This is a genomic window from Stenotrophomonas sp. SY1 (assembly GCF_021202945.1).
GTDB lineage: Bacteria > Pseudomonadota > Gammaproteobacteria > Xanthomonadales > Xanthomonadaceae > Stenotrophomonas.
Window position 1 is genome coordinate 1,205,254 of record NZ_JAJOYR010000001.1, and the last position, 26,796, is coordinate 1,232,049.

Below are 26,796 nucleotides of genomic sequence, written 5' to 3' on the forward strand. Positions count from 1 at the left end.
CTTTACATTTTCCGCATCCTATGGCCGTTTTACGGCCCCAATCAGAAGAACCTACTGATGGCGACGATCAACCAGCTGGTACGCAAGCCGCGGCAAGCGACCACCTACAAGAGTGCCTCCCCGGCCCTCGACAAGTGCCCGCAGCGCCGCGGCGTCTGCACGCGCGTGTACACCACCACCCCGAAGAAGCCGAACTCGGCCCTGCGTAAGGTCGCCAAGGTGCGCCTGACGAACCAGGAAGAGGTCATCAGCTACATCGGTGGTGAAGGCCATAACCTGCAGGAGCACTCCGTGGTCCTGATCCGCGGCGGTCGCGTCAAGGACCTGCCGGGTGTGCGTTACCACACCGTCCGTGGCTCGCTCGACGCCGCCGGCGTTGCCAAGCGTCGCCAGGCGCGTTCCAAGTACGGCGCCAAGCGTCCGAAGGCCTGAGGAGTAAGACATGTCCCGTAAAGGTAATACCCCCCAGCGTTCGGTCCTGCCTGATCCGAAGCACGGAAGTGAAACCATCGCCCGCTTCATCAACATGGTGATGCTGAGCGGCAAGAAGTCCGTTGCTGAAAAGATCGTCTATGGCGCCATGGATGTGATCAGCGAGAAGAACCCGAACGCAGTTGAGCTGGTGCAGAAGGCACTGGACAACGTCGCTCCGGGCGTTGAAGTGAAGTCGCGCCGCGTCGGTGGTGCCACGTATCAGGTCCCGGTCGAAGTGCGCGCTTCGCGCAAGATGGCTCTGGCGATGCGTTGGCTGATCGATTCGGCTCGTAAGCGTGGTGAAAACACCATGCCGCGCAAGCTGGCAGCCGAGCTGCTGGACGCTTCGGAAAACCGTGGCGGCGCCATCAAGAAGCGTGAAGAAACTCACCGCATGGCGGAAGCGAACAAGGCCTTCGCTCACTACCGCTGGTGATCCCCAGGGGGCCTTGGAAACAGGGCCCCTGGCACCCATTAATGGTGCCAATGTGGCGCTTGGAGCGCCGCGTCAATCCGAAGGCCGCCGCAAGGCGGCGTTCGGCCATCCGAATTCCAAGAAATTGAGAGGCTCCCCGTGGCCCGTACCACTCCCATCGAGCGTTACCGTAACTTCGGCATCATGGCTCACATCGATGCCGGCAAGACCACCACGTCCGAGCGCATCCTGTTCTACACCGGTAAGAGCCACAAGCTCGGTGAAGTGCACGACGGCGCCGCCACCATGGACTGGATGGAGCAGGAGCAGGAACGTGGCATCACGATCCAGTCCGCTGCCACCACCGCGTTCTGGAAGGGCATGGACAAGTCCCTGCCGGAGCATCGCTTCAACATCATCGACACCCCCGGGCACGTTGACTTCACCATCGAAGTCGAGCGTTCGCTGCGCGTGCTCGACGGTGCCGTGTTTGTGCTGTGCGCCGTCGGTGGCGTGCAGCCGCAGTCGGAAACCGTATGGCGCCAGGCCAACAAGTACCAGGTGCCGCGCATTGCGTTCGTCAACAAGATGGACCGCACCGGCGCGAACTTCTTCAAGGTCCGTGACCAGCTGAAGGCCAAGCTCGGCGCCGTCGCCGTGCCGATGCAGCTGCCGATCGGCGCTGAAGAAGGCTTCAAGGGCGTTGTCGACCTGCTCAAGATGAAGGCCATCCATTGGGATGAAGCCTCGCAGGGCATGAAGTTCGAGTACGGCGAAATCCCGGCTGAACTGCAGGCGCAGGCTGAAGAAGCCCGCACCTTCATGATCGAGACCGCGGCTGAAGCCAGCGAAGAGCTGATGGAAAAGTACCTGGGCGGCGAAGAGCTGGCCGAGGCTGAAATCATCGAAGCGCTGCGTACCCGTACGCTGGCTGTGGAAATCGTGCCGATGTTCTGCGGCTCGGCGTTCAAGAACAAGGGCGTGCAGGCCATGCTCGACGGCGTGATCCAGCTGCTGCCGTCGCCGGTCGACGTGCCGGACGTGAAGGGCGTGGACGTCGACGATGACACCATCGAGATGACCCGCAAGTCCGACGACAAGGCTCCGTTCTCGTCGCTGGCGTTCAAGATCATCACCGACCCGTTCGTGGGCGCGCTGACCTTCTTCCGTGTCTACTCGGGCACGCTGAATGGCGGCGACACCGTGCTGAACTCGGTGAAGAACAAGAAGGAGCGCATTGGCCGCATCCTGCAGATGCACTCCAACAACCGCGAAGAAATCAAGGAAGTGTTGGCCGGTGACATCGCCGCGGCTGTGGGTCTGAAGGACACCACCACCGGTGACACGCTGTGCTCGATCGATGCACCGATCGTGCTGGAGCGCATGGTGTTCCCGGAGCCGGTGATCTCGATGGCTGTCGAGCCGAAGACCAAGTCCGACCAGGAAAAGATGGGTCTGGCTCTGGGCCGCCTGGCGCAGGAAGATCCGTCGTTCCGCGTGAAGACCGACGAAGAATCCGGCCAGACGATCATCTCGGGCATGGGCGAACTGCACCTGGACATCATCGTTGACCGCCTCAAGCGCGAGTTCAACGTTGAAGCCAACGTGGGCAAGCCGCAGGTTGCGTACCGCGAAACCATCCAGGCCGCTGACGTCAAGTCGGATTACAAGCACGCCAAGCAGTCCGGTGGTAAGGGTCAGTACGGTCACGTCGTGATCGAGCTGTCGCCGATCACCGCTGAAGACCGCGCCGATCCGAAGCTGGCTGCCGCCATCAAGGACGACTTCCTGTTCATCAACGACATCACCGGTGGCGTGATCCCGAAGGAATTCATTCCTTCCGTGGAAAAGGGCCTGCGCGAAACCATCACCAGCGGTCCGCTGGCTGGCTTCCCGGTGGTGGACGTCAAGGTCAAGCTGGTGTTTGGTTCGTACCACGACGTTGACTCGTCGGAAATGGCGTTCAAGCTCGCCTCGTCGATGGCCTTCAAGCAGGGCTTCGCCAAGGCCAAGCCGGTGCTGCTGGAGCCGATCATGAAGGTCGAGATCGTGACTCCGGAGGATTACCAGGGTGACGTGATGGGCGACGTGAGCCGCCGTCGTGGCGTCCTGCAGGGTTCGGGCACCACCGGTGACGGTTCGGCCAGCATCATCAACGCGATGATCCCGCTGGGCGAAATGTTTGGTTACGCCACCGCGCTGCGTTCGCAGACCCAGGGTCGCGCAACCTTCACGATGGAGTTCGACCACTACGAGCCGGCGCCGAACAACATCGCCGAAACCGTCATCAAGAAGGCCTGAGTCAACTGACTCAGGCTCTCCCATCAAATTTCAGATAATCAAGGAACTACAATGTCCAAGGGTAAGTTCGAACGTAATAAGCCGCACGTCAACGTCGGCACCATCGGCCACGTCGACCATGGCAAGACCACGCTGACCGCCGCACTGACCAAGATCGGTGCAGAGCGTTTCGGTGGCGAGTTCAAGGACTACTCGGCGATCGACGCCGCGCCGGAAGAGAAGGCTCGTGGTATCACGATCTCGACCGCGCACGTTGAGTACGAATCGGCCAACCGTCACTACGCCCACGTGGATTGCCCGGGCCATGCTGACTACGTCAAGAACATGATCACCGGTGCTGCCCAGATGGACGGCGCGATCCTGGTGTGCTCGGCCGCTGACGGCCCGATGCCGCAGACCCGCGAGCACATCCTGCTGTCGCGTCAGGTCGGCGTGCCGTACATCGTCGTGTTCCTGAACAAGGCCGACATGGTTGACGATGCCGAGCTGCTGGAACTGGTTGAGATGGAAGTCCGCGAGCTGCTGAGCAAGTACGACTTCCCGGGCGACGACACCCCGATCGTGCACGGTTCGGCCCGTCTGGCGCTGGAAGGCGACCAGAGCGACATCGGCGTGCCGGCCATCCTGAAGCTGGTCGATGCACTGGACAGCTGGATCCCGACCCCGGAGCGTGACGTCGACAAGCCGTTCCTGATGCCGGTGGAAGACGTGTTCTCGATCTCGGGCCGCGGCACCGTGGTGACCGGTCGTATCGAGCGCGGCATCATCAAGGTGGGCGACGAAATCGAAATCGTCGGTATCCGTCCGACCCAGAAGACCACCGTCACCGGCGTGGAAATGTTCCGCAAGCTGCTGGACCAGGGTCAGGCAGGTGACAACGCCGGTCTGCTGCTGCGCGGCACCAAGCGTGACGACGTCGAGCGCGGCCAGGTTCTGGCCAAGCCGGGTTCGATCACCCCGCACACCCAGTTCGACGCCGAAGTGTACGTGCTGTCGAAGGACGAAGGCGGCCGTCACACCCCGTTCTTCAAGGGCTACCGTCCGCAGTTCTACTTCCGTACCACCGACATCACCGGCGCTTGCGAACTGCCGGAAGGCGTCGAGATGGTGATGCCGGGTGACAACGTGAAGATGTCGGTCACCCTGATCAACCCGGTGGCAATGGACGAAGGTCTGCGCTTCGCTATCCGCGAAGGCGGCCGTACCGTCGGCGCCGGCGTGGTTGCCAAGATCATCAAGTAATACCGCTGCGTTTCCTTCGGGAAGCAAGGTGTAGAAAAGGGCGGCCTTCGGGCCGCCCTTTTTTTGTGTCCTGCCCGGTGGGAGCCAGGCGCAGTCATGCGCGTGGGCCCGGTGCCACGGCGATGCGAGGGGCGAGCTGGTGGCCTGTGGTCGGCGGCGTGATCTGGCACCGAGGCCTTGGCGCAGACGGTCAAAGCGGGCATACGGTTGGTTGCTTCTTGATATCCGAAGCTTTGGCCCCTGTGGTTCCAGGCCGAGCTGGTCGGTCGAAGCTGTTGCCGGGAGCGGCTTGACATCAGTTCCGTTTACCAATGTAATCGATAAAAATTACGAGCGTAAACGATGATCAGGATCAGCGAAGCCGAAGCGGTCGTCATGGAGGTGTTGTGGGGGCAGCATCCGCTGTCCGCCGACGAGGTGATGGCGCGTTTGCCGGGCGGCAATGACTGGGCCGAGGCGACGGTCAAAACCCTGCTCAACCGGCTGCTCAACAAGGGCGCGATCGAGGCGCAGAAACAGGGCCGGCGCTATCTGTACACGCCGCTGGTCGAGCGTGACGCGTGGGTGCTGGAGGAAAGCAGCAGCCTGCTGGACCGCCTGTTTGATGGCCGCGTTGCCCCCTTGGTGGCGCATTTCAGCCAACACCGACGACTCAGCCGCGATGACGTGGCGCAGCTGCGCAAGCTGCTTGAGGAGCTTGATGATGAACAGCACTGAGTTCCTCGCGGCGCTGTTTGAAACCACGCTGGCGAGCAGCGTGGCGGTGCTGCTGGTGTTGCTGCTGCGTCGGCCGGTGCGCAAACGGCTCGGAGCCAGCGCGGCGTACCTGCTGTGGTTGCTGTTGCCGGTGGCGATGCTGGCGGTGCTGCTGCCGGCACCACGTGTGGCCCCGGTTCCGATGGTGGTCAGTGGTGCGGTGACCCGGTTGGGGGAAATGTCAGCGGTGACAACGACGAGCGCACTGCATTGGTCGCTGTGGCTGATCCTGGTCTGGCTGCTTGGTGCGTTGCTGATGGCCGTCGTGCTGTTCGGCCAGCAGCGCCGCTTCCTGCGTGGGCTGGGTGAGCTGGTCCCCTGCGGGGATGGTTGCTGGCAGGCACAGGTCGTCGCCGGCCTGCCGGCAGCAATGGGGTTGTTGCGGCCGAGGATCGTGCTGCCGGAGGACTTCGAACAGCGATACACCGCGCGCGAGCAGGAGCTGGTGTTGCTGCACGAACGCCTGCACCTGCGTCGTGGCGACATCGCGGTGAACGCGATGTTGGCGCTGTTGCACTGCGTGTACTGGTTCAACCCGTTGCTGCTGATCGCATTGCGACGTTGCCGGGAAGACCAGGAGTTGTCCTGCGACGAGCGTGTCGTTGCGCGCGCGGCCGGTGATCGCCGCTGTTATGGCCAGGCCATGCTCAAGACCGGTTTGGCGTCGTTCCCGTTGCCGGTGGGTTGCCACTGGCAGAACAACCATCCCTTGAAGGAGCGTATTGAGATGTTGAAGCGTCCGGTTCCAGGCAGGAAGCAGTGGGTCTTGATGTTGATGCTGGCGACCGTGTTGTCGTCGGGACTGGGCTACGCGGCGTGGGCGGCGCAGCCGGTACGGCAGGAGTCATCGGCCGAAGGTGAGTTGTATGCCACCTTCGTGCAGGCCACTGCCGATGGCAGCCAGCAACGCTTCGAGCTGCGGCAGGCGGCGGGCATGCCGTTTGCCTTCAAGCTGCGCTCGGGCAAGGGGGTGGAATGGGAGGCGGAGTTCATCGTGGAGCCGGCGGATAGTGGCCTGCTGCGTTTGAAGGGCAGTCTGAAAGCCGACGGTGCGTTGGTGTCATCTCCGACCCTGCTGGTGGAAGCGGACAAGCCGGCAGGGATTGAAGTCTCCACGTCGGACGGCCGTTCGCTGCTGGCCCTGGAGCTGCGTTCCTCCTCGCTGGCAGCACGCGCGCCGGTAGCGGCCGGAAGGATCACCGCCGAGCCGGAGTCGGGAGACTCGATGCCAATCACCGAACGCATGTCGCCGCCGACCTATCCGAAGGAAGCGTTCGCCCAGGGCATTACCGGCAAGGTGCTGCTGTACATCGACGTGGATGCACAGGGCAAGGTTGCCGACGTCAGGGTGGGCGAGTCCCAGCCGCTGGGCGTGTTCGATGCCGCTGCGGTGGCTGCTGCACGGCAATGGGTTTTCACGCCGGCACAGAGGGACGGTAAGGCCGTGGCCGGCAGGATCCAGGTGCCGGTCCAGTTTGATCTCGACGAAAGCGCAGCGCAGGCTGATCCCGGCAACGGGGGGTGAGCATGCGCAGGTGCATCGCTGCAGCGCTGTTGTTGGGGCTGACCGGCTGCGCCAGCGTGCCGCGCGACGAAGAAGTGGCGGACGGCAGCTACAACATCAACCAGCAACTGCTGAACGAGGAACTGGGCGCCGGTGCCGCGGGCGCCATTGAGCCTTACCGGTTGGCGCCGACGGAGGCGTTCCGTATGCCGGAGCCGATTCGGGCTGCCCCGCCGGAGCTTCCGCCCGGCTACGCGCAACGTTCCTTGCCGCCCACCACATTGTGCGTGCGGGTAATCGTGGATGCCGACGGCAGTGTGTTGCGCACCGAGCCGCTGCTGGCGCATTCGCAATGTGGCGCGGGCGCACAGTCACAACATGCACTGCTGCTGCAGGCGGCAGTGGCGGCAACGTCGCGGTGGAGTTTCCAACCGGCCGCGGTTTGCCACTTTGCGGCTGGCAGCGTGCCTGCTGCATCCGGTGATTGCAGCGGTGCCATGCAGGTGGAAACGGTGCCGGTCACGCTGGCCTATGCCTTCACGTTTGAAGTGGAGCAGGGCCGGGCGACGGTGCGCACGCGGGGCGGGCTGCGCTGAGTCTTGCTGCCTGCCGCATGAGCGCGGCAGACGTGGTGATCAGGGCTGCGCTGCGGGCTGGCCGAGCAGTTCGTTCAACACCGCTGCAAGGCGTTCGCCAGCCAACCGTACCTGCGCCTCGGCGACCGGGCGCCAGGTGTCGGCGTAGTCTTCGTCGATCTTGTGGCCACTGGGATACAGGCCCTTGCGGATGGCGATGCGGCAGGTCTGCTCGGCCCAGGGTGCGGCGCTGCGCTGCAGGTTTGGACGGCTGTCGTCGGTGACGACGGGCAGGGTGAGCAGGTGCGCCAGGAACTGCGCGTCGTCGCGTTGCTGGGTATAGAACATGCCGCTGTCCCAGACCGAATGCAGGTTGGTACCGCGACCGCCGTACTGCAGCTGGTAGGTGTTGCCGCCACGGTCATGGCCATAGCCGGCGTGCAGCGGCTGATGGATGTCGCCGACCAGATGCACCACGAATTTCAGTGCCTGCAGGCGCTGTGCATCGGGAAGCTGCGGGTTGGCGAGCAGTGCGCCCTGGTCCTTCAGTGCCTGCACGACGCAATTGCCGTTGCGGCAGTGCTGGGCCGGATCGTAGGTGCAGCCGCCTTCGGCCATGTTGATGTAATGCCAGCCTGCCGAACGCCTGCCCAGGTCCGGATCCTGCGCGCGCAACTGGTCGGCCCACGGCGCGATGCTGTCCAGGGCGGCGCCGGGTTCCAGTGCGAGCAGGCGGTCGACTTCAGCCTTGGCGCGCGGATTGAGCTCGGGTTCGGCGATGCGTGCCACCAGTCGGTGGCCCTGCGCGCCCCAGGCATGGGCGTCGGTGGTGACAAGGGACAGGGCCAGCGCGGCGGGAATCAATGCGGCGATTTTCATTGCCGGTATCTTAGCGGCGCCATTGCAGGCCTGCTTGTCGTGATCTGGCTGTGACCGTTGCCGGCGCGCTGCCGATGACGCCACGCGAACATGTTCGGATAACCGTGTCAGGCAGGTACGGCGGTGATGAAAAAAGCCCCGGCGCATGCCCGGGGCAATAGTGCTGCGGAACGCTGTGTGGAGTATCCGGTGCGGATACTCAGAACTTGAAGACGTAGGCCATGCCGTATACCAGCGGGTCGATCTTGGCGGTGCCCAGCTTGTTGCCGTTGACCTTCACCTTGGTGTCGATGTCGGCCCAGCGCAGGTCCACGCGCAGTGCGCCCTTCTCGCTCAGCGCGAAGTCCAGGCCGGCGTGCGCGGCCAGGCCCCAGGAGTCTTCCAGCCTCAGCTTGGTGCCTTCCAGGGCGCCCTTGCTGTCGGTGCTGAAGAACTTGGTGTAGTTAACACCCAGGCCGACGAACGGGGTGACCTTGCTGCTGTTGGCGAAGTGGTACTGCAGCGAGACCACCGGCGGCAGCTGCTTGGTTTCACCGACCTTGCCGACGCCGTCGATGCTGATTTCATGCTTGAACGGCAGCGCTGCCAGCACTTCGATGCCCACGTTGTCGGCGACGAAGTACTCGAAGGTGACGGTCGGCTTGACGTCGCTGTCGACCTTGGTCGGCAGCGCGCCAAGGCCCAGGGCCGAGCCGTTCAGGTCGCCGGCGTCGGACTTCGGGTCGACGGCGTGGACGCCGACGCCCAGCGTCCAGTCGCCCTTGGACTGGGCCATGGCGGGGGCGGCGGCCAGGGCCATGGCGGCGGCCAGGCCGGAGAGCAACAGGGCGGAGGTCTTGCGCATGTTGTAATTCCGTTACGTGGTGGAGGTGGGGCCAGTGTCCCGGCGGGACCCCGAAGCCGCTTTGATCCTGATCAAACACCACCCGGCGCTCAGCTGGCGGTCAGCCCCACGGTGCGCATCGCAGGGTCAGTGAATGCGGCCGGTCCTGCTAGAATGGCGGCCCCTTTCAACCCCCGCCGCAACGGGCTTGCGGCTGCAGGAGCTTGTGAACATGGCAATCAAGGTCGGCATCAACGGTTTCGGGCGCATCGGGCGCAACGTGCTGCGTTCGGCAGTGCTGAACTTCGGCAACGACATCGAGATCGTGGCCATCAACGATCTGCTGGAGCCGGATTACCTGGCCTACATGCTCAAGTACGACTCCGTGCACGGCCGTTTCAAGGCCGACGTGGCCGTCGAAGGCAACAACCTGCTGGTCAATGGCAAGAAGATCCGCCTGACCCAGGAGCGCGACCCGGCCAACCTGAAGTGGGACGAAGTGGGCGTGGACGTGGTGATCGAGTCCACCGGCCTGTTCCTGACCAAGGAAACCGCGCAGAAGCACATCGATGCCGGCGCCAAGAAGGTGATCCTGTCGGCCCCGTCCAAGGACGACACGCCGATGTTCGTGTTCGGCGTCAACGACAAGACCTACGCCGGCCAGGCGATCATCTCCAACGCTTCGTGCACCACCAACTGCCTGGCCCCGCTGGCCAAGGTCATCAACGACAAGTGGGGCATCAAGCGCGGCCTGATGACCACCGTGCACGCGGCTACCGCCACGCAGAAGACCGTTGACGGCCCGTCCAACAAGGACTGGCGCGGTGGTCGCGGCATCCTGGAAAACATCATTCCGTCCTCCACCGGTGCAGCCAAGGCTGTCGGCGTGGTGATCCCGGAACTGAACAAGAAGCTCACGGGTATGAGCTTCCGCGTGCCGACCTCGGACGTGTCGGTGGTCGACCTGACCGTCGAGCTGGAGAAGGAAGCCACCTACGCCGAAATCTGCGCCGAAGTGAAGGCACAGAGCGAAGGCGCGCTGAAGGGCATCCTGGGCTACACCGAAGACAAGGTCGTGGCGACCGACTTCCGTGGCGAGACCCACACCTCGGTGTTCGATGCCGAAGCCGGCATCGCCCTGGACGGCACCTTCGTCAAGCTGGTCAGCTGGTACGACAACGAGTGGGGCTATTCCAACAAGTGCCTGGAAATGGTGCGCGTTGTCGCCGCCTGATCCGCAGCTGGCATGAATGAAAAAAGGGCGCCTTCGGGCGCCCTTTTTTTGGGGCGGGCAGTCGGGGTGGGGGTAGAGCGCAGCCATGCTCCGCAGGGGCTTTGCCGGGAAGGCCCAGCGAGCATGGCTCGGCGCTACCGGGGGCGATCCCTGGCACGGCCCAGCGTTACGGTGGTTGAGGGGGCGGGGCTTCTTGCGTTTCCATCGTGCGTGGATAAGGTGGTTCGGCACCCCATTGGGGACAAGGACGGCAAATGGACGACACGTTGGTGATCTTGGGAGTGTTGTTGCTGGTGGCGGTGCTGGCCATGCCGGTGCTGTTGGTGATCGCTTTGGTGTCGGTGGCATCGCTCAAGCGCCGGGTAGCCGCGCTGGAGACGGCCATGGCCCAGCCACGGCCTGAAGCCGAGCCAGCCGAAACGACACAGCAACCGTATGCGTGGATGCAGTCCGAGTCCGATGGCGAAGGGGCAGCAACGCTTACCGAGGAAGCGCCGGTCCCGTCGGAGCAGGCACCGCCTGCCGTCGCCATGCCAGTAATACCCCCGTTGCCGGAGCCGGAGCGTCCCATTCCAGCCCGCGCCGCGCCGGAACCTGCCACTGTCGTGCCGGTCGCCCGCGTGGAGCAGGCATGGACGTCGCCACCGCCTTCTGAGCCGGGCGTGGTCGAGCGCGGCATCGAACACATCAAACGCTGGTTCACCAGCGGCAACGTGCCGGTCAAGGTCGGCATGCTGGTGCTGTTGGCCGGTGTGGCGGCATTGCTGAAGCACGCCACCGACCAAGGCTGGTTCAGCATCTCCGATGAGTTCCGCTTGATCGGTATCAGCGCGGCGGCACTGGTGGGACTGGTGTTTGCCTGGCGCAAGCGCGAAAGCCATCGGACGTTCGCGCTGGCCTTGCAGGGCGGGGCGATCGGCGTATTGCTGTTGACGGTGTTTGCCGCGTTCAAGATCTACGGCTTCATCGATGCCGTGCCGGCGTTGTTGATCAGCGTGGTGCTGATTGCCGGGCTGTCGGTGATGGCGGTGCTGCAGGAGTCGCGCACGCTTGCCATTCTCGGCGTGCTGGCCGGGTTCATGGCGCCGATCTGGCTGTCCAGCGACAGCGGCAACCATGTCGGCCTGTTCTCGTATTACGCCCTGCTCAATGCCGGTATCTTCGCCATTGCCTGGGTGCGGCCATGGCGCATCCTCAACCTGCTGGGTTTCGTGTTCACCTGGGGCATCGGTACCGCATGGGGCGTGCTGGCGTACGAGCCGGCCAAGTTCAGCAGCACCGAACCGTTCCTGGTGCTGTTCTTCGCGTTCTATCTGTTGCTGCCGCTGCTGTACGCCCGCAAGGCGGCGACCAAGGGCAGTGCGCGGATCGATGGCTGCCTGTTGTTCGGCACGCCGTTGATCGCGTTCTCGTTGCAGGCAGGGCTGCTGCAGGGTGAGCGCATGCCGCTGGCGTTGTGCGCGCTGGGCGTTGCGGTGTTGTATGCGGTGCTGGCCCGCGCATTGATCAACAAGGAACGGTTGGAAGTGCTTGCGCGCGGTTACGCCATCCTCGCGGTGGGTTTCGCCACGCTGGCGGTGCCGTTGGCATTGTCGGCGCGAGCTACCGCATCGGTATTCGCGCTGGAAGGTGCGGGACTGGTCTGGCTGGGCCTGATGCAGGATCGTCGTCTCGCACGCTGGAGCGGCATCGGCCTGCAGTTGGTCGCCGCTGCGGCGATGGTGCTGGGCTCCAGCAGGGGGCTGCATGCCGACACGACGGTGATTGCCAACGCGGCGTTCATGGGTGCGTTGTTGATTGCGTTGGCCGGCTTCACTACCGCCTGGTTGTATCGCGGCGCCGGCAAGCTGCAGGTTGCCACCGTTGCCTATGTGTGGGGCCTGGCCTGGTGGCTGGGCAACATCACGATGGAGATCAGCGACTTCGTGGACTTCGGTAGCCGCCTGCATGCGGTGCTGGTGATGCTGGGCGTGACCGGTTGGTTGGCGGCCGAAGTGCACCGCCGTACGCCGGCGCAGGCCTTGTCATTGACCACGCTGGGCTGCCTGGTGCTGGCCTTCCCCGTGGCGTTCCTGCAGGTGTCCGAGTACGGCCAGCCGTTCGCCGGTCACGGTGCCTGGGCGTGGCCGCTGTTCGCTGCATTGGGCATCCGCAGCCTGCTGTGCCTGCGCGCCGGCAGTGGCACGGTCGCCGGGTTGTCGCAGCTGGCGTGGTGGCTGTTGTGGCCGACGGTACTGTCGTTGCTGGCCTGGCATATCGGTGATCGTTTCCAACTGGCCGAAGGCTGGGTTGGTCTGTTGCTGGCATTGCCGTGGTTGCTGCTGGCCTGGCTGTCGATGCGCTGCTGGATGTGGTTGAGGCAGCCGCTGGGAGCAGAGTTTGATCGCTACCGACCGGCATTGCAGGCCGGCGTGTTCGGTCTGTTGGGGTTGTGGTGGTTTGCGGCGCTGGCCAGCGCCGGCAGTGCCGCGCCCTTGCCGTGGATCGTGGTGTTCAACCCGCTGGAGCTGGCGCAGATCGCGGTGCTGGTGCTGGTTGCGATGTGGTTGTGGCAGGGGCGTGACGCACGCATCCCGCCGGCGCAGCTGGTCGGCATGGCGTTGGCCGCGTTGGCGCTGGTCACGGTGATGACGTTGCGCGCGGTGCATCATTGGGGCGGTGAAGCGTGGGGCGACCGACTGATCGGCACGCAGCTGGCGCAGACCAGCCTGACGGTGGTGTGGAGCCTGCTTGGCGTGGTGGGCTGGGTGTCCGGCTCGCGTCGCGGGCAGTGGGGCTTGTGGCTGGCCGGCGCGATCCTGATGGGCGTGGTACTGGCCAAGCTGCTGCTGATTGACCGCGGCAACCTGGGTGACCTGCTCGGCATTGGTGCGTTCATCGCCTATGGGTTGCTGTGCACGCTGGTCGGTTGGCTGGCGCCTGCGCCGCCACGGCGGATGGTCGAAGCAACGAACAACAACGAGGAAGCGTCCACATGATCAAGCGTCTGCTGTGGCTGGCCCTGCTGCCGTTGAGCGCGCAGGCTGCCGATGATTTCGCCCGGCAATGGCCGTTGCAGTTGTCGCAGCCCGATGCCGGCGCGTACCGGGTGCCGCTGGACGCGTCGGTCTACGCTGCCGCGCATTGGCGCGACCTGCGCGATGTGCGGGTGATCGATGCCGATGGCAAGCCGGTTGCCAGCGCGGTGTATGCGGCGGCAACGCCATTGTCCGGGCCGGTGCGCCGGGTGGAGCTACAATGGTTCGCGTTGCCGGTGGCGGCCACGGCCGATGACGACCTGAGCGTGGTGGTCGAGCGCGACACGCGCGGCAAGGTGCTGTCGATCCGCAACTCGGTCGGTAGCGGTGGCAGTGCTGGCGCTGCGGCACCGGTATGGCTGGTGGATCTCGGCGATGACGCCGGCAGGGTGCGTGCATTGCTGGTGGACTGGGCCGATGCCGGCGCGTCGCTGGACCTGGGCTACCGGTTGGAAGGCAGCGACGACCTTCGTGGTTGGCAGGTGCTCGATCCGCAGGTGCGGCTGGTGCAGTTGAACAACCAGGGCCGCGAGCTGCGCAACAACACCATCAAGGTGGACAGCGCGCTGCGTTACCTGCGTCTGGTGCCGCTGCAGCGGACCAGCGCACCGGCGCTGCGCGCGCTGCGTGGCGAAGTGGTGGATGCGGTCGATAGCGGTGACTGGCAATGGCTGGAGCTCACCGCCGCAGCCGGTGGCAGCGCCAAGGACGGTTATCAGTACCAACTGCAGGGACGCCCGCCGATCCAGCGTATGGACGTGCGGATGCCGGCCAACAGTGCGGTGAGCTGGAGCGTCTTCAGCCGCGATCCGGATCGCCCCGGTGCCGACGGCATCAACCCGGATTGGCAACTGCTGCGGCGTGGCTGGAATGCCTGGAGCCTGAGTGAGGCCGGCCAGCAGCAGCGTTCGTCGCCGTTGGAAACTTCCGGCGTGATCACCGACAGGCAGTGGCGGTTGTTGGCCGAGGCGGGTTCGGTGCCATCGGAAGCACCGCTGCTGCGACTGGGTTACCGCCCGGGCAGCGTGGTGTTTCTTGCGCAGGGGCGCGCGCCGTATCTGCTGGTTGCAGGCAGCGCGAACGTGGGTGACATGCAGGCGGCACTTGATCCGATGCTGGACGCCTTGCGCGCACGCAATGGCGCGCAATGGCAACCGGCATTCGCCACGCTTGGCGGCAGTGCCGCGCGCGCGGGCGAGGCGGCCTATCAGCCGGCCAAGCCGCCGCGCGATTGGAAGAACGTGCTGCTGTGGGCGGTGCTGGTGATCGGTGCGCTGGTGGTTGCCGGGTTTGCTTTCAGCCTGGTGCGCAGCAGCCGCGTGGACAAGAACGAAACCTGAGGTAGTGCCGAGCCGTCCTCGGCAGGAGCGACTCAGCGGTGAGACCCCGGCGGAGCGTGGCTCCGCCCTGCCGTTTCAGCTTGCTTTGAAATCCCGCCGTAGCAAGCCGTAAATCGCGGTATCGCAGATTTCATCGTTGACGTGCCAACGTTCGCGCAGCAGGCCTTCACGGATGAAGCCCAGTTTTTCCAGCAGCCGCCATGAGGCCTCATTGCGCGGGTCGATGTCGGCTTCAACGCGGCGCAGCTGCAACTGGTCGAACAGATAGCCCAGGATCAGGCGCAATGCTTCGGTGGCCAAGCCGCGTCCCTGCCACTCCGGATGCAGGCTGTAACCGATCTCGGCGCGTCCCTGCTTCAGATCCAGTGCAAACACCGCGCTGGTGCCGATCAGCCGGTCGCTGGCGGCATCGGCGATGGCCCAGACCAGGATGTCCAGTTCGAGGCGTTGGCGCTGGATGTCGGCCACCTTCTGTTCGGCCTGGGCCAGTTCAGTCCAGGCCGGGTAGCTCCAGTAGCGCATCACCGACGGGTCGGAGTGGATGCTGAACAGCGCCGGGGCGTCGCTGATGCGGACGTCGCGCAGGTGCAGCCGGTCGCTGCGTAGTTCAGGTTGGGGAAGGCGTGTCTGCATCGGATTGACCCTTGGGTTTGCCCCCAGCTGACGGGGCGGGCGAAAATGGGAGTTTCCTACCCCCTGCGGAGCAGATCCTGCCATGTCCATCGTTCGCATGACCGACCTCGACCTTTCCGGCAAGCGCGTATTGATCCGCCAGGATCTGAACGTGCCGATCGACGAGAACGGCAAGATCACCTCCGAACAGCGCATCTCCGCCTCGCTGCCGACGCTGAAGCTGGCGCTGGAGAAGGGCGCTGCGGTGCTGGTCACCTCGCACCTGGGCCGCCCGAAGGAGGGTGTGTGGAGCGAGGCCGATTCGCTGGCGCCGGTGGCCAAGCGCCTGTCCGAGCTGCTGGGCGTGGACGTGCCGCTGGTCAAGGACTGGGTGGATGGCGTTGAAGTGGCCCCGGGCAAGATCGTGCTGCTGGAAAACTGCCGCATGAACGTGGGCGAGGGCAAGGACGACGAAGCGCTGTCGAAGAAGTACGCCGCACTGTGCGACGTGTTCGTGATGGATGCCTTCGGCACCGCGCACCGCGCGCAGGCTTCCACGCATGGCGTGATCCGCTTCGCACCGGTCGCCGCTGGCGGCCCGCTGCTGATGGCCGAGCTGGATGCCCTAGACAAGGCGCTGGCCAACCCGGCACGTCCGCTGCTGGCCATCGTCGCCGGCTCCAAGGTGTCGACCAAGCTGGAGCTGCTGTCCAGCCTGGTGGGCAAGGTGGACCAGCTGATCGTCGGTGGCGGCATCGCCAACACCTTCATCGCCGCCGAAGGCCATGGCGTGGGCAAGTCGCTGGTCGAGAACGACCTGCTCGACACCGCCCGCAAGATCGATGCTGACGCCAAGGCACGCGGTGCCGAAATCCCGCTGCCGACCGACGTGGTCGTTGCACCGGCCTTCGCCGCCGACGCACCGGCCACCGTCAAGGCGGTTGATGCAGTGGAAGCGGACGACATGATCCTGGACATCGGCCCGCGGACCGCCGCGCAGTACGCCGAGCTGATCGCCAAGGCCGGCACCGTGGTGTGGAACGGCCCGGTGGGCGTGTTCGAGTTCGACGCGTTCGGCAAGGGCACCGAGGCACTGGCCCGCGCCATCGCCAGCTCGCAGGCGTTCTCCATCGCCGGTGGTGGTGACACGCTGGCCGCCGTGGACAAGTACGGCATCGCCAAGGAAGTGAGCTACATCTCCACCGGCGGCGGCGCGTTCCTGGAGTTCCTGGAAGGCAAGACCTTGCCGGCAGTCGCCGCGCTGGAGGCCCGCGGTTCGTGAGCCGCGATGTATTTTTCTTCGACCTGGACGGCACGCTGATTGATTCGGCGGTCGGCATCACCCGCTGCGTAGCGTACGCGCTGGAAAAGATGCAGCAGCCGGTGCCGCCGATGGTCGAGCTGCGCAAGTGGATCGGCCCGTCGCTGCGCACCAGCTTCACTCCGTTGCTCGGCGACGCGCAGCGGGTGGAGCAGGCGGTGGAGTTGTACCGGGAGCGCTTTGAAGTGATCGGCTGGCAGGAACACGACATCTACGCCGGCATCGGCGAGGTGGTGCAGGGCCTGCATGCGGCCGGTCATCGGCTGGCGGTGGTCACCGCCAAGAACGAGCCGCATGCACGCCTGATCATCGAACACCTGCCGTTTGGTGGCTGCTTCGAGGATGTGATCGGCGCCACCGCCGATGGTTCGCGCAGCAGCAAGCCGCAGTTGATTGCCGAGGCGCTGCAGCGGCTGTCACTGCAGCCGACGCAGTGCTGGATGATCGGCGACCGCCGCATGGACATCGAAGGCGCGCGTCATCACGCCATGCGCAATGTCGGCGTGCTGTGGGGCTTTGGTGGCCGCGAGGAATTGCAGGCCGCCGGTGCCGGAGTGTTGGCTTCGACGCCGGAAGAGTTGGCGGCGTTGCTGCGCGCCTGATCGGGTCGCGCATGATTGGACCAAGGGCTCCGGTTTCCGGGGCCTTTGTTCTTTCAGGGGGATGGCATTTTCCTTGATCCGTCATTGCTGCCTTCGCGGGAATGACGATCCTGACGCTGCGCGGGAGATCTCCTGCCAGGGCGGCGCAGGCATTCGCACCGCCGCATCTTGCCGCCATCGTGATGGCTTGATGGCTCGGTCATGTCCTGTGTGTCCTTCGCAGGCGGCAACAGTTGTCCTTCGCTGACGCTGCCGCCGACGACGCAACTGCAAGGCTTCAGCCACGGCGCGATCACTGCCGTCTGGCACCCCATGCAGGACAGCCGCAGGACCTGCGTTGTCATACCGTACGGTATGTCCGGACGCACTGTCCGCGCTGTCTTTGGGACAGTGCAGAAAGTGATTTATGAAATCGTATGCGACATCGTTGTCATGCAATGGATGTGCTACTTTCGGAGGCTTCATAGGGAGAAGAAGCACCATGACCGAACGCCAGCGACGCACCAAGATCCTCGCCACCCTCGGGCCGGCTACCGACGCCCCAGGCGTGCTGGATGATCTGTTCCGCGCCGGCGTCAACGTGGTCCGTCTGAACTTCTCCCACGGCGATCCCTCCGGCCAGGCCAAGCGTGCGGCCGATGTCCGTGCCGCTGCGCAGCGCGTGGGCGTGGAAGTGGGCATCCTGGCCGACCTGCCGGGCCCGAAGATCCGCATCGAGCGCTTTGCCGAAGGCAAGGTGCAGCTCAAGGCCGGTGACCGTTTCGACCTGATCGCCAGCACCAGTGCACCTGCCGGCGATGCCAGCCAGGTGGGCGTGAGCTATCTGGGCCTGCCGCAGGACGTGGGCCCGGGTGACGTGCTGCTGCTCGATGACGGCCTGATGCAGTTGCAGGTGGTCGAAGTGCAGGGCGAGCGCATCATCAACACCGTGCTCAACGACGGCGTGCTGTCTGACCGCAAGGGCCTGAACAAGCAGGGCGGTGGCCTGTCGCTGGGCGCATTGACCGAGCGTGACAAGGAACTGATCGGCATCGTCGCCAAGATCGGCGTGGACTTCATCGCCGTGTCGTTCTGCCGCAACGCGCAGGACATGAACGATGCACGCGCCATCGCCCAGCAGCACGGTTGCGATGCGGCGCTGGTGTCCAAGATCGAGCGCACTGAAGCCATCGAGAACCTCGAGGAAATCGTCGACGCCAGCGATGTGGTGATGGTGGCGCGTGGCGACCTGGGCGTGGAAATCGGTGATGCCGAGTTGCCGGGCCTGCAGAAGAAAATCATCAAGGCCTCGCTGGCGCAGAACAAGGTGGTGATCACCGCCACGCAGATGCTGCAGTCCATGGTCGAAAGCCCGATCCCGACCCGTGCCGAAGTGCTGGACGTGGCCAACTCGGTCATCGACGGTACCGACGCGGTGATGCTGTCGGCTGAAACCGCAGCCGGTGCTTACCCGGTCAAGGCGGTCGAAGCGATGGCCCGCATCTGCCTGGGCGCCGAGCGCCAGTTCCAGACCGAAACCGACTTCAACGCTTCGCCGCGCAACCTGGAGCGTGCCGACCAGGCGATTGCCATGGCGACGATGTTCCTGTCCCAGCACGTGGGCGTGCGCGCCATCGTGGCGATGACCGAATCCGGTGGCACCGCGCGCTATCTGTCGCGTTTCCGTGCCAAGTCGCCGATCTACGCGGTCACCCGCCACGACGGTGCGCGTCGGCAGATGGCGTTGATGCGTGACGTGTTCCCGATCAACTTCGACAGCCGCGGCTTCACGCCGCGCGAAGCGGCACGCGGCAGCATCCGCCTGCTGGTCGAGTCCGGGTTGCTGGAAGCCGGCGACCGCGTGGTGTTCACCAGTGGCGAGCACATGGAAACCCATGGTGCCACCAACACCTTGCGCCTGCTGGAAGTGGGCGCCGATGGGCGCGCCGGCGGCCTGGGCGACCTCTGAGCGGACTTCAGCAAGCCACCGCTCCGGTCAGAAACTGATCGGAGCGGACAGGAATTGTCCCGGTAAAACCCCTGAAAGCGGTTCCAGACCTTGCCGGCGGCCAGCCGGTGAGCGGGGCGGGCTATAATCCCGGTTTTCCCGCACCCTGTTACAGGAACCTCATGAGCATCGAACTGCTGGCCGAAACCGCCCAGGCAATGGTCGCCCCGGGCAAGGGCATCATCGCCATTGACGAATCCACCGGCACGATCGCCAAGCGCTTTGCCAGCGTCGGCATCGAGAACACGGAAGAGAACCGCCGTGCCTACCGCGAGCTGCTGCTGACCACGCCCAAGCTCAACGAGCACATCTCCGGCGCGATCCTGTACGACGAAACCATCCGCCAGTCGACCAAGGACGGCGTGCCGTTCGCCAAGTACATGGCCGACAACGGCATGATCCCGGGCATCAAGGTCGACAAGGGTGCGCACCCGCTGGCCGGCTGCCCGGGCGAGCTGGTCACCGAAGGCCTGGACGGCCTGCGTGAGCGCCTGCAGGAGTACTACAAGCTCGGCGCCCGTTTCGCCAAGTGGCGTGCGGTCATCAACATCGGCGAGAGCATGCCGTCGGGCACCTGCATCGAGTCCAACGCCCACGCGCTGGCCCGTTATGCCGCCCTGTGCCAGGAATGCGGCCTGGTGCCGATGGTCGAGCCGGAAGTGATCATGGACGGCGACCATGACATCGAAACCTGCTACGAAGTCACCGAAGCCACCCTGCGTTCGCTGTTCGACGCCCTGTACCAGCAGAACGTGGTGCTGGAAGGCACCATCCTGAAGGCTTCGATGGTCATCCCGGGCAAGACCTGCGACGAGCAGGTTGACGTGGAAGAAGTGGCCGAATCGACCGTGATGTGCCTGAAGTCGACCGTGCCGGCCATCATGCCGGGCATCGTGTTCCTGTCCGGCGGCCAGAGCGACGAGCAGTCCACCGCTCACCTCAACGCCATGAACCAGGTCGGCAACCTGCCGTGGCCGCTGAGCTTCTCCTACGGCCGCGCCATGCAGCAGGCCGCGCTGAAGCTGTGGGCCAAGGACATGAAGGGCAACTACGCCGCTGCACAGAAGACCGTGTACGAGCGTGCCAAGGAAAACGGCCAGGCTGCCCTGGGCAAGTGGAACGGCTGATCGCCCACCGCTTGTGATGGATTGAAAACGCCGGCCCAGTGCCGGCGTTTTCGTTTGTGTGGCATGTGGTGGTGGGCGAGGCCTGCATGCTTCCCTCGTACTTGTGGGAGCCGCGTTCGCAGCGAAGCCGATGAAGGGGGGGGCGAGGAGCTGGCTTGCCATTGCAAGTTGCCCATTGCTTGCGATGGATTGAAAACGCCGACCTTGTGCCGGCGGTTTCGTTTGCGTGGTTGTGCTGGTGGGCGACGTCCGCATGCCCCTTGTAGGAGTGGCGTAAGCCGCGAAGCCGGTGACGGAGCGGAGGCGAAGGCCTGATCTGCAATTGTAGGTGGCCGCATGCTCGCTGCGGGGATGGCTTCGCGGTTTGCGCCGCTGCTAAGAACTGTTCACGGGCGAAGTAGAAGCGGCGCAATGTGCTTTCCGCAGCTTGTTTGCAGTTGCAGGAACTTACCCCTCCCCAACCCTCCCCTTGCCTGCGGCAAAGGGAGGGGGCAGATCATGAAGGGCGGCACGCCGCCGCGCGCGCGTGGCCACTGCTTTTTTGCTCCCTCCCTTTGCCGCAGGCAAGAGGAGGGTTGGGGAGGGGTGCTTTTCGCGACATCGCACAAACCCCGCAGCGCCCCGGGCTACGCGTCGCCGTGCTTACAATCGCTGCTTTCCATCAAGGGCTGCAGGATGCGCAAAGGCATGATTCGAAGGGCGTGCGTGACGCTGCTGATGATGTCGTCGATATCCGCTGTCGCAGCAGAAAAACGAGGCTTCGACGTCCTGCATTACACGACGACGCTGGATCTGGATATCGCCGCCGGTGAAGTGCATGGCGAGCAAGTGGTGCGCTTTCGCGCGGCCGATGCGCCGTTGCAGCAGCTGGTGCTGGACAGCGGTGCGCTGGTCGTCGCATCGGCGCAGCACAACGGCAGGCCGCTGGCCTTCGCGCAGGAAAATGGAAGGCTCATCATCAACCTTGCCGAGCCGCTGCAGGCGGGCAAGGAGTCCAGCGTTGAGCTGAAGTATCAGGGCAAGCCAGCATTCGGGCTGGAGTTCGCTGCGGCCCGCAACGAGGTTTATACGATCTTCTCCACCAGCCAATGGATGCCCTCCATCGATGCGCCTGATGAGCGCGCGACGCTGGAACTGGCATTGCGTCTGCCGAAAGAGTTGCTCGCGACCGCGGTGGGCGATGCGTTGCCATCACGTGATCTGGGTGGCGGGCGCATGGAGCACCGTTGGCATCTGCGTACACCGATGCCGGGTTACGTCTACGGATTTGCCGCCGGCCCTTACCGGCATGTGCAGCAGATGCATGGCAAGACGAGGCTTAATTACTACGCGGTGGATCGTTCGCAGGCGGAGTTGCAGCAGGTGTTCACCGCAACCGGGGGCATGCTGGATTTCTTCGCCGATCGCGCCGGGCTTGCCTATCAAGGTGACTACAGCCAGGCGCTGGTGGCGCGCACGATCGGCCAGGAAATGGCGGGCTTGTCGGTGATGTCCGAAGCCTATGGGCAGCGGGTGCTTGATGATCCATCGCAACTGGCGCTGATGGCACACGAGGCCGCGCACCAATGGTGGGGCAATCGTGTGACCTGTGCTGGTTGGGAGCATTTCTGGCTCAACGAAGGCATGGCCAATTTCATGACCGCAGCGTGGTTGCAGCAGTCACAGGGAGAGGCGGCGTACCAGACGATGGTGGAGAGCTGGCGTACGCGAGTGCAGGCGTTGCGCGCGAAGGGCAGCGACCGCGCGCTGGTGTACCCGGACTGGAACAAGCCCAGTGCCGATGATCGTGCGGTGGTCTATCAGAAAGGTGCGTACGTACTGCACCGCTTGCGGCAGACGCTGGGCGAGGAAGTGTTCTGGCGTGGCCTGCGTGAGTACACGCGGGCCAATGATGGCCGCTCGGTGGTGACGGCGGATTTCCAGGCGGCGATGGAAACGGCTGCCGGGCATTCGCTGCAACCGTTCTTCGATGATTGGGTTTACGCGACTGGCGGCGAGCTCTGAGGTTGTTTGTGGGCTTGGGTGGGACGGGTGAGGTTTCTGCTGTCGGGAAGCTACCCCTCCCCAACCCTCCCCTTGCCTACGGCAAAGGGAGGGAGCGATTCATGCTGTTCGGACAGGACGCAGGGTTACTGCTTTCAGGCCCCCTCCCTTTGCCGCAGGCAAGGGGAGGGTTGGGGAGGGGTAAGCACCAGGGGTTCTACAACAATCAGCTGCACCGACTCAGTGCGCGGGAACCCAGCCGTTGGCCGGTGGCGCGACAGACGAAGCCACGGGCTCCTGCGCGAGCCCGGCGCCGGCCAATGCCTGTTGGTAGATCTTGAAGGCCGTTGCGTTGTACGCGACCAGGATGATACGCAGCGGCCGGGCGTGGCTCTTCTGCCAGGTGACGGTTTCGGTGATGGCGATGCTGGCAGCCTGGTGCAGCGGGTATCCATAGACACCGCAGCTGATCGCCGGAAACGCGATGGATTCCAGCTCCATCCGTTCGGCCAGACGCAGCGATTGCCAGTAGCAATTGGCCAGCAGCGCCGCTTCGTCATGGCGACCGTCGCGCCACACCGGGCCGACGGTATGGAACACATGCCGGGCCGGCAATGCGTAACCTGCGGTGGCACGCACCTCGCCGGTGGGGCAACGTACGCCGGGGCGCAGTTCCGGCAAGCGCTCGCATTCGGCCAGCAATCCAGGGCCGGCGGCGCGGTGGATGGCGCCATCCACGCCGCCACCACCCAGCAGGGTTTCGTTGGCCGCGTTGACGATGGCGTCAACGGCCAGTTCGGTGATGTCGCCCTGCCAGACTTCGATGCTCATGATTCTGATCTTCCACCGCCATGAATGAGAAAGACGTGACGGACGCGTACACGCCCGGCGTCGGGGAAGTCTGGGCGCGCGCTGTCTCAAACGCCGCGATTGGATGACGGAAAGCACGAAGGCCGCACCAGGGCGGCCTTCATGGTCAAAGTGTGACGGCGGGTAACGGGTATTACGGAAGGCCTGCCAGCCAGTCGTCGTCCGAGCCGTCGTTGATGTCGGCGAACAGTGGGGTGGAGAAGTAGCGCTCGCCGGTATCGGGCAGTACGGCCAGGATCACCGAACCAGCTTCTGCCTTGGCAGCGACTTCCAGTGCGGTAGCCACCGTGGCGCCGGCCGAGATGCCGACAAAGATGCCTTCCTCGGCCGCCAGCCGGCGCGAGACTTCAATGGCGCGTTCGTCCTGGATTGAATACAGCTCGTCGTAGACCTCGCGGTTGAGCACTTCCGGCACGAAGTCCGGGGTCCAGCCCTGGATCTTGTGCGGGGTGAATTCCTTGCCGGCCAACAGCGCGGCGCCTGCCGGTTCGGTGGCGATGATGCGGGTGTCCGGGCGCGCCAGCTTCAGCACTTCGCCAACGCCAGTCAGAGTGCCACCGGTGCCCCAGCCGCTGACGAAGTAATCCAGGCGCTTGCCGGCGAAGTCGCGCAGGATTTCGGCGGCGGTGGTCTGCCGGTGGAAGGCCGGATTGGCAGGATTGGTGAACTGGCTGGCCAGGAACCAGCCATGCTGGTCGGCCAGTTCCTTGGCCTTGCGCACCATGCCGCTGCCACGCTCGGCGGCCGGGGTCAGGATGACCTTGGCGCCGTAGGCGCGCATCAGCTTGCGGCGTTCGATGGAAAAGGTTTCCACCATCGTCGCCACGAACTTGTAGCCGCGCGCGGCGGCGACCATCGCCAGCGCCACGCCGGTGTTGCCGGAGGTGGCTTCGACGATGGTGTCGCCGGGCTTGAGCAGGCCTTTCTTCTCGGCATCGAGAATGATGGCCAACGCCAGGCGATCCTTGACCGAGCCGCCGGGGTTGAACGATTCCGCCTTGGCGTAGACATCCACGCCGGCCGGCGCCAGACGGTTGAGTTTGACCACCGGGGTGTTGCCGATGGTGTCCAGGATGCTGTTGTAGATGGCCATTGGGAGCTCCGTGAAAGGCGATCAGGCGGCGTCGGCCAGTGTGGCCGGCGAGGTCTTTGCGGGAAGTGAGGAAATGGTGGATGCGGCATGCAGCGGGGCGCTGCCGAACCAGTGCAGCTCGTCGGCCAGCGCGGCGACATCGCCCAGGATCAGCAGGGCCGGTGATTGCACCTGATGCTGACGGGCGGTGTCGGGCAGATCACGCAGCTGGCCGGTGACGACACGCTGGTTGCTGCGTGAGCCGTTCTCGACCAGGGCGAACGGGGTGCTGGCGGGCAGGCCGGCACCGGTCAGGCGCTCGCGGATCTGCTCCAGCGCGGCCACGCCCATGTAGAACACCAGCGTCTGCCGGGCCTTGGCCAGCTCCGGCCAGTCCAGCGTGTCCATCGAATCCCGGCAATGCGCGGTGACCAGACGCAGCTGCTGGGCGTGGTCGCGGTGCGTGAGCGGAATGCCGGCGTAGGCGGCGCAGGCCAGTGCGGCGGTGATGCCCGGGACGACTTCGTAGGGCACGTCATGGGCGCGCAGGAACTGCAATTCCTCGCCGCCACGGCCAAACACGAAGGCATCGCCGCCCTTGAGCCGCACCACGCGGCGGCCGGCGCGGGCATGTTCGAGCATCAGTGCGTGGATGTGTTCCTGCGCGGTGCTGCGGCCCTGCGCGGACTTGCCGACCTCGATGTACTCGGCATCGCGCCGGGCCAGTTGCAGGACCTCGATGCTGACCAGCCGGTCGTAGAGGATCACGTCGGCCTGGTTGAGCGCGCGCAGCGCGGCCAGGGTGAGCAGGCCCGGGTCGCCGGAACCGGCGCCGACCAGCACCACCGAGCCATGCGTGGTGGCTGCCTGGCCGGCGATGGTCTGTGCCAGCAACGCCTGCGCGGCACCGTCCTGGCGGCGTCGCAACAGGCCCAGCAACGGGCCTTCGATCAGGCGATCAAAGAACTGGCGACGCGCGCCCAGTTCCGGAAACCGGCTGCGGATGCTGCCGCGGTGCTGGCCGATCAGTTCCACCAGAGCACCCCAGGCGCCATCGAACAGCTGTTCCAGCTGGCGTCGCACATGACGGGCCACCATCGGTGCAGCGCCGCCACTGGAAATGGCGATCTGCAGCGGGCCGCGTTCGACCACGGCCGGCACGTGGAAGCTGGACAGTTGTGCGTCGTCCACCACGTTCACGAACAGCCGGCGGGCTTCGGCAGCGCTGGCGACGGCACGGTTGGTGGCGGTGTCGTCGGTGGCGGCGATCACCAGCCAGATGTCATCGGCCAGCCATTGCGGGTCGAATTGGCCCTGCAGCCACTGCACCCGCAAGCCTTGGTGCAGCTGGGCCAGTGCAGGCGACAGCTCGGGCGAAACTAGCCGGGGCAGGGCGCCGGCATGCAACAGCGCCAGTACCTTGCGCTCGGCCACCGCGCCGCCACCAACAACCAGCACAGCCTTGCCCTTGAGGGAGGCGAACAGCGGGAACAAGGCGGTGTCCAAGGTGGCGGAGGTGGTTTGGGTGATGGCCGCTGACCGTAGCCCCGGCCCCGGGCGCCCGGAAATGACATGCATCGCCGTAAAAATAACTTTCAGTTATAAGAAGCGTTGGTGATTTGGCCTACAGTCAACCTGCGCTTCTTTCTGACGCCTCAGCCCCGACACTGCGATGACCCTGACCCAACTGCGCTACCTCGTTGCCATTGCCGACGCCGAGCTCAACATCACGCTCGCCGCGACGCGGGTGCATGCCACCCAGCCGGGGTTGTCCAAACAGCTCAAGCAGCTGGAGGATGAATTGGGCTTCCTGTTGTTCGTGCGCAAGGGCCGCAGCCTGGAGTCGGTGACGCCGGCCGGAGAGGAAGTAATCAGCCGCGCCCGTGCGGTGCTGGCCGAGGCCAACAACATCCGCACCTACGCGGCCAACCAGCGCCGCGAGAGCCATGGTCAGCTGATCCTGACCACCACCCACACCCAGGCGCGCTTCGTGCTGCCGCCAGCGGTGGCGCGGATCAAGATGGCCTATCCGCAGGTCAGCGTGCACCTGCAACAGGCTGCCGAAAGCGACGCACTGGACCTGCTCAGCCAGGGCGATGCCGACATCGCCATCATCAGCACCGCAGGCAGCGAACCGACCACCGGCATCGCCGTGCCGCTGTACCGCTGGCGACGGTTGGTTCTGGTCCCCAAGGGGCATCCGCTGGAGCGTGCCGGCAAGACACCGGACATGGCCGCATTGGCCGAGCATCCGCTGATCAGCTACGAATCCTCCACCCGCGCCAGTTCATCGCTGCGGCGTGCCTTCGCATCGCAGGGCCTGGAGCCGGATCTGGCGTTGACCGCGCTGGATGCGGACCTGATCAAGACCTACGTGCGTGCCGGATTGGGCGTGGGCCTGCTGGCGGAAATGGCGGTCAGCGGCAACGACACCGATCTACGCGCATGGCCGGCACCGGCGGCGATCCCGGAGTGCATTGCCTGGGCGGTGCTGCCGCGCGACCGCGTGCTGCGTGATTACGCCTTGGAGCTGGTGCATGTACTGGCCCCGCAGATCGACAAGCGCGACCTGCGCCGCGTGCTGGACGGCAACCAGGAAGCTAATTGGCCCAAGCCGCCAACGTGGGAATCGTTGACGCAGACGATTACGAGTTGAGTCGAC

At 64.9% G+C, this 26,796-nt stretch carries 22 protein-coding genes; 16 read left to right on the plus strand and 6 right to left on the minus strand.

Going from position 1 to position 26,796, the window contains the following annotated elements; genetic code table 11:
- Positions 1 to 57 precede the first annotated feature (57 nt).
- The 7 genes from rpsL to LR961_RS04920 all read left to right on the plus strand — a co-directional run bounded on the left by rpsL (position 58) and on the right by LR961_RS04920 (position 7,288).
- Positions 58 to 432, plus strand: a complete 375-nt coding sequence (gene rpsL / locus LR961_RS04890) for a 30S ribosomal protein S12 (protein WP_004145320.1) — start codon at positions 58 to 60, stop codon at positions 430 to 432.
- A gap of 10 nt (positions 433 to 442) precedes the next feature.
- Positions 443 to 910 (plus strand): 30S ribosomal protein S7, encoded by a 468-nt coding sequence (rpsG, locus tag LR961_RS04895; protein ID WP_057635971.1) that lies wholly within the window; start codon positions 443 to 445, stop codon positions 908 to 910.
- A 138-nt stretch (positions 911 to 1,048) separates the two neighbouring features.
- The gene (gene fusA, locus LR961_RS04900; RefSeq protein ID WP_232147305.1) at positions 1,049 to 3,190 is read left to right on the plus strand and encodes an elongation factor G; all 2,142 of its coding nucleotides are present in this window, start codon (positions 1,049 to 1,051) and stop codon (positions 3,188 to 3,190) included.
- A 51-nt stretch (positions 3,191 to 3,241) separates the two neighbouring features.
- Positions 3,242 to 4,432, plus strand: a complete 1,191-nt coding sequence (tuf, locus tag LR961_RS04905; RefSeq protein ID WP_232147306.1) for an elongation factor Tu — start codon at positions 3,242 to 3,244, stop codon at positions 4,430 to 4,432.
- Positions 4,433 to 4,777: 345 nt separating this feature from the next.
- The gene (locus LR961_RS04910) at positions 4,778 to 5,149 is read left to right on the plus strand and encodes a BlaI/MecI/CopY family transcriptional regulator (RefSeq protein ID WP_232149207.1); all 372 of its coding nucleotides are present in this window, start codon (positions 4,778 to 4,780) and stop codon (positions 5,147 to 5,149) included.
- Positions 5,136 to 6,713 (plus strand): TonB family protein, encoded by a 1,578-nt coding sequence (locus tag LR961_RS04915; RefSeq protein ID WP_232147307.1) that lies wholly within the window; start codon positions 5,136 to 5,138, stop codon positions 6,711 to 6,713. The genes LR961_RS04910 and LR961_RS04915 overlap by 14 nt, the downstream gene beginning before the upstream one ends.
- A gap of 2 nt (positions 6,714 to 6,715) precedes the next feature.
- Entirely contained in the window at positions 6,716 to 7,288 is a 573-nt protein-coding gene (locus tag LR961_RS04920) for a hypothetical protein (protein ID WP_232147308.1), read from the plus strand.
- 39 nt (positions 7,289 to 7,327) lie between these two features.
- Here the strand turns inward: LR961_RS04920 and LR961_RS04925 are convergent, their stop codons facing one another.
- Positions 7,328 to 8,146 (minus strand): S1/P1 nuclease, encoded by an 819-nt coding sequence (locus LR961_RS04925; RefSeq protein ID WP_232147309.1) that lies wholly within the window; start codon positions 8,144 to 8,146, stop codon positions 7,328 to 7,330.
- A 199-nt stretch (positions 8,147 to 8,345) separates the two neighbouring features.
- Positions 8,346 to 8,990: an OmpW family outer membrane protein gene (locus LR961_RS04930; protein ID WP_232147310.1), complete on the minus strand. Its 645-nt coding sequence runs from the start codon at positions 8,988 to 8,990 to the stop codon at positions 8,346 to 8,348.
- A gap of 211 nt (positions 8,991 to 9,201) precedes the next feature.
- Here LR961_RS04930 and gap point away from each other — a divergent pair, with 211 nt between their 5' ends.
- The 3 genes from gap to LR961_RS04945 all read left to right on the plus strand — a co-directional run bounded on the left by gap (position 9,202) and on the right by LR961_RS04945 (position 14,560).
- Complete coding sequence (gene gap / locus LR961_RS04935; RefSeq protein WP_232147311.1) at positions 9,202 to 10,203, plus strand: type I glyceraldehyde-3-phosphate dehydrogenase; 1,002 nt, start codon at positions 9,202 to 9,204, stop codon at positions 10,201 to 10,203.
- 254 nt (positions 10,204 to 10,457) lie between these two features.
- Positions 10,458 to 13,181: a DUF2339 domain-containing protein gene (locus tag LR961_RS04940; protein ID WP_232147312.1), complete on the plus strand. Its 2,724-nt coding sequence runs from the start codon at positions 10,458 to 10,460 to the stop codon at positions 13,179 to 13,181.
- Positions 13,178 to 14,560 carry a DUF3999 family protein gene (locus LR961_RS04945; protein WP_232147313.1) on the plus strand — a complete coding sequence of 461 codons (1,383 nt, stop codon included), beginning with the start codon at positions 13,178 to 13,180 and terminating at the stop codon, positions 14,558 to 14,560. The genes LR961_RS04940 and LR961_RS04945 overlap by 4 nt, the downstream gene beginning before the upstream one ends.
- A 75-nt stretch (positions 14,561 to 14,635) precedes the next feature.
- On the opposite strand, the gene LR961_RS04950 is transcribed toward LR961_RS04945, so the two are convergent.
- Complete coding sequence (locus LR961_RS04950) at positions 14,636 to 15,193, minus strand: GNAT family protein (RefSeq protein ID WP_232147314.1); 558 nt, start codon at positions 15,191 to 15,193, stop codon at positions 14,636 to 14,638.
- Between the two features lie 82 nt (positions 15,194 to 15,275).
- On the opposite strand from LR961_RS04950, the gene LR961_RS04955 reads away from it, so the two are divergent.
- From LR961_RS04955 to LR961_RS04975, 5 genes are all read left to right on the plus strand, one after another.
- Positions 15,276 to 16,454, plus strand: coding sequence for a phosphoglycerate kinase (locus tag LR961_RS04955; protein WP_232147315.1), 1,179 nt, complete (start codon positions 15,276 to 15,278; stop codon positions 16,452 to 16,454).
- Positions 16,451 to 17,095, plus strand: coding sequence for an HAD hydrolase-like protein (locus LR961_RS04960; RefSeq protein WP_232147316.1), 645 nt, complete (start codon positions 16,451 to 16,453; stop codon positions 17,093 to 17,095). The genes LR961_RS04955 and LR961_RS04960 overlap by 4 nt, the downstream gene beginning before the upstream one ends.
- A 481-nt stretch (positions 17,096 to 17,576) precedes the next feature.
- Entirely contained in the window at positions 17,577 to 19,043 is a 1,467-nt protein-coding gene (gene pyk / locus LR961_RS04965; RefSeq protein WP_232147317.1) for a pyruvate kinase, read from the plus strand.
- A 161-nt stretch (positions 19,044 to 19,204) separates the two neighbouring features.
- Positions 19,205 to 20,209, plus strand: a complete 1,005-nt coding sequence (locus LR961_RS04970) for a class I fructose-bisphosphate aldolase (RefSeq protein WP_232147318.1) — start codon at positions 19,205 to 19,207, stop codon at positions 20,207 to 20,209.
- Between the two features lie 411 nt (positions 20,210 to 20,620).
- Positions 20,621 to 22,213 carry a M1 family metallopeptidase gene (locus tag LR961_RS04975; protein WP_232147319.1) on the plus strand — a complete coding sequence of 531 codons (1,593 nt, stop codon included), beginning with the start codon at positions 20,621 to 20,623 and terminating at the stop codon, positions 22,211 to 22,213.
- A gap of 219 nt (positions 22,214 to 22,432) precedes the next feature.
- Here the strand turns inward: LR961_RS04975 and LR961_RS04980 are convergent, their stop codons facing one another.
- The 3 genes from LR961_RS04980 to cysG form a co-directional block, all read right to left on the minus strand.
- The gene (locus LR961_RS04980; RefSeq protein ID WP_232147320.1) at positions 22,433 to 23,023 is read right to left on the minus strand and encodes an O-acetyl-ADP-ribose deacetylase; all 591 of its coding nucleotides are present in this window, start codon (positions 23,021 to 23,023) and stop codon (positions 22,433 to 22,435) included.
- 172 nt (positions 23,024 to 23,195) lie between these two features.
- Entirely contained in the window at positions 23,196 to 24,155 is a 960-nt protein-coding gene (gene cysK, locus LR961_RS04985) for a cysteine synthase A (protein ID WP_232147321.1), read from the minus strand.
- A gap of 21 nt (positions 24,156 to 24,176) precedes the next feature.
- Positions 24,177 to 25,640, minus strand: coding sequence for a siroheme synthase CysG (gene cysG / locus LR961_RS04990; protein WP_232147322.1), 1,464 nt, complete (start codon positions 25,638 to 25,640; stop codon positions 24,177 to 24,179).
- Positions 25,641 to 25,806: 166 nt separating this feature from the next.
- Between cysG and LR961_RS04995 the strand changes: the two genes are divergently transcribed.
- On the plus strand, positions 25,807 to 26,790 hold the full coding sequence (locus LR961_RS04995; protein ID WP_232147323.1) for a LysR family transcriptional regulator: 984 nt from the start codon (positions 25,807 to 25,809) through the stop codon (positions 26,788 to 26,790).
- The last annotated feature ends 6 nt before the right edge of the window (positions 26,791 to 26,796 follow it).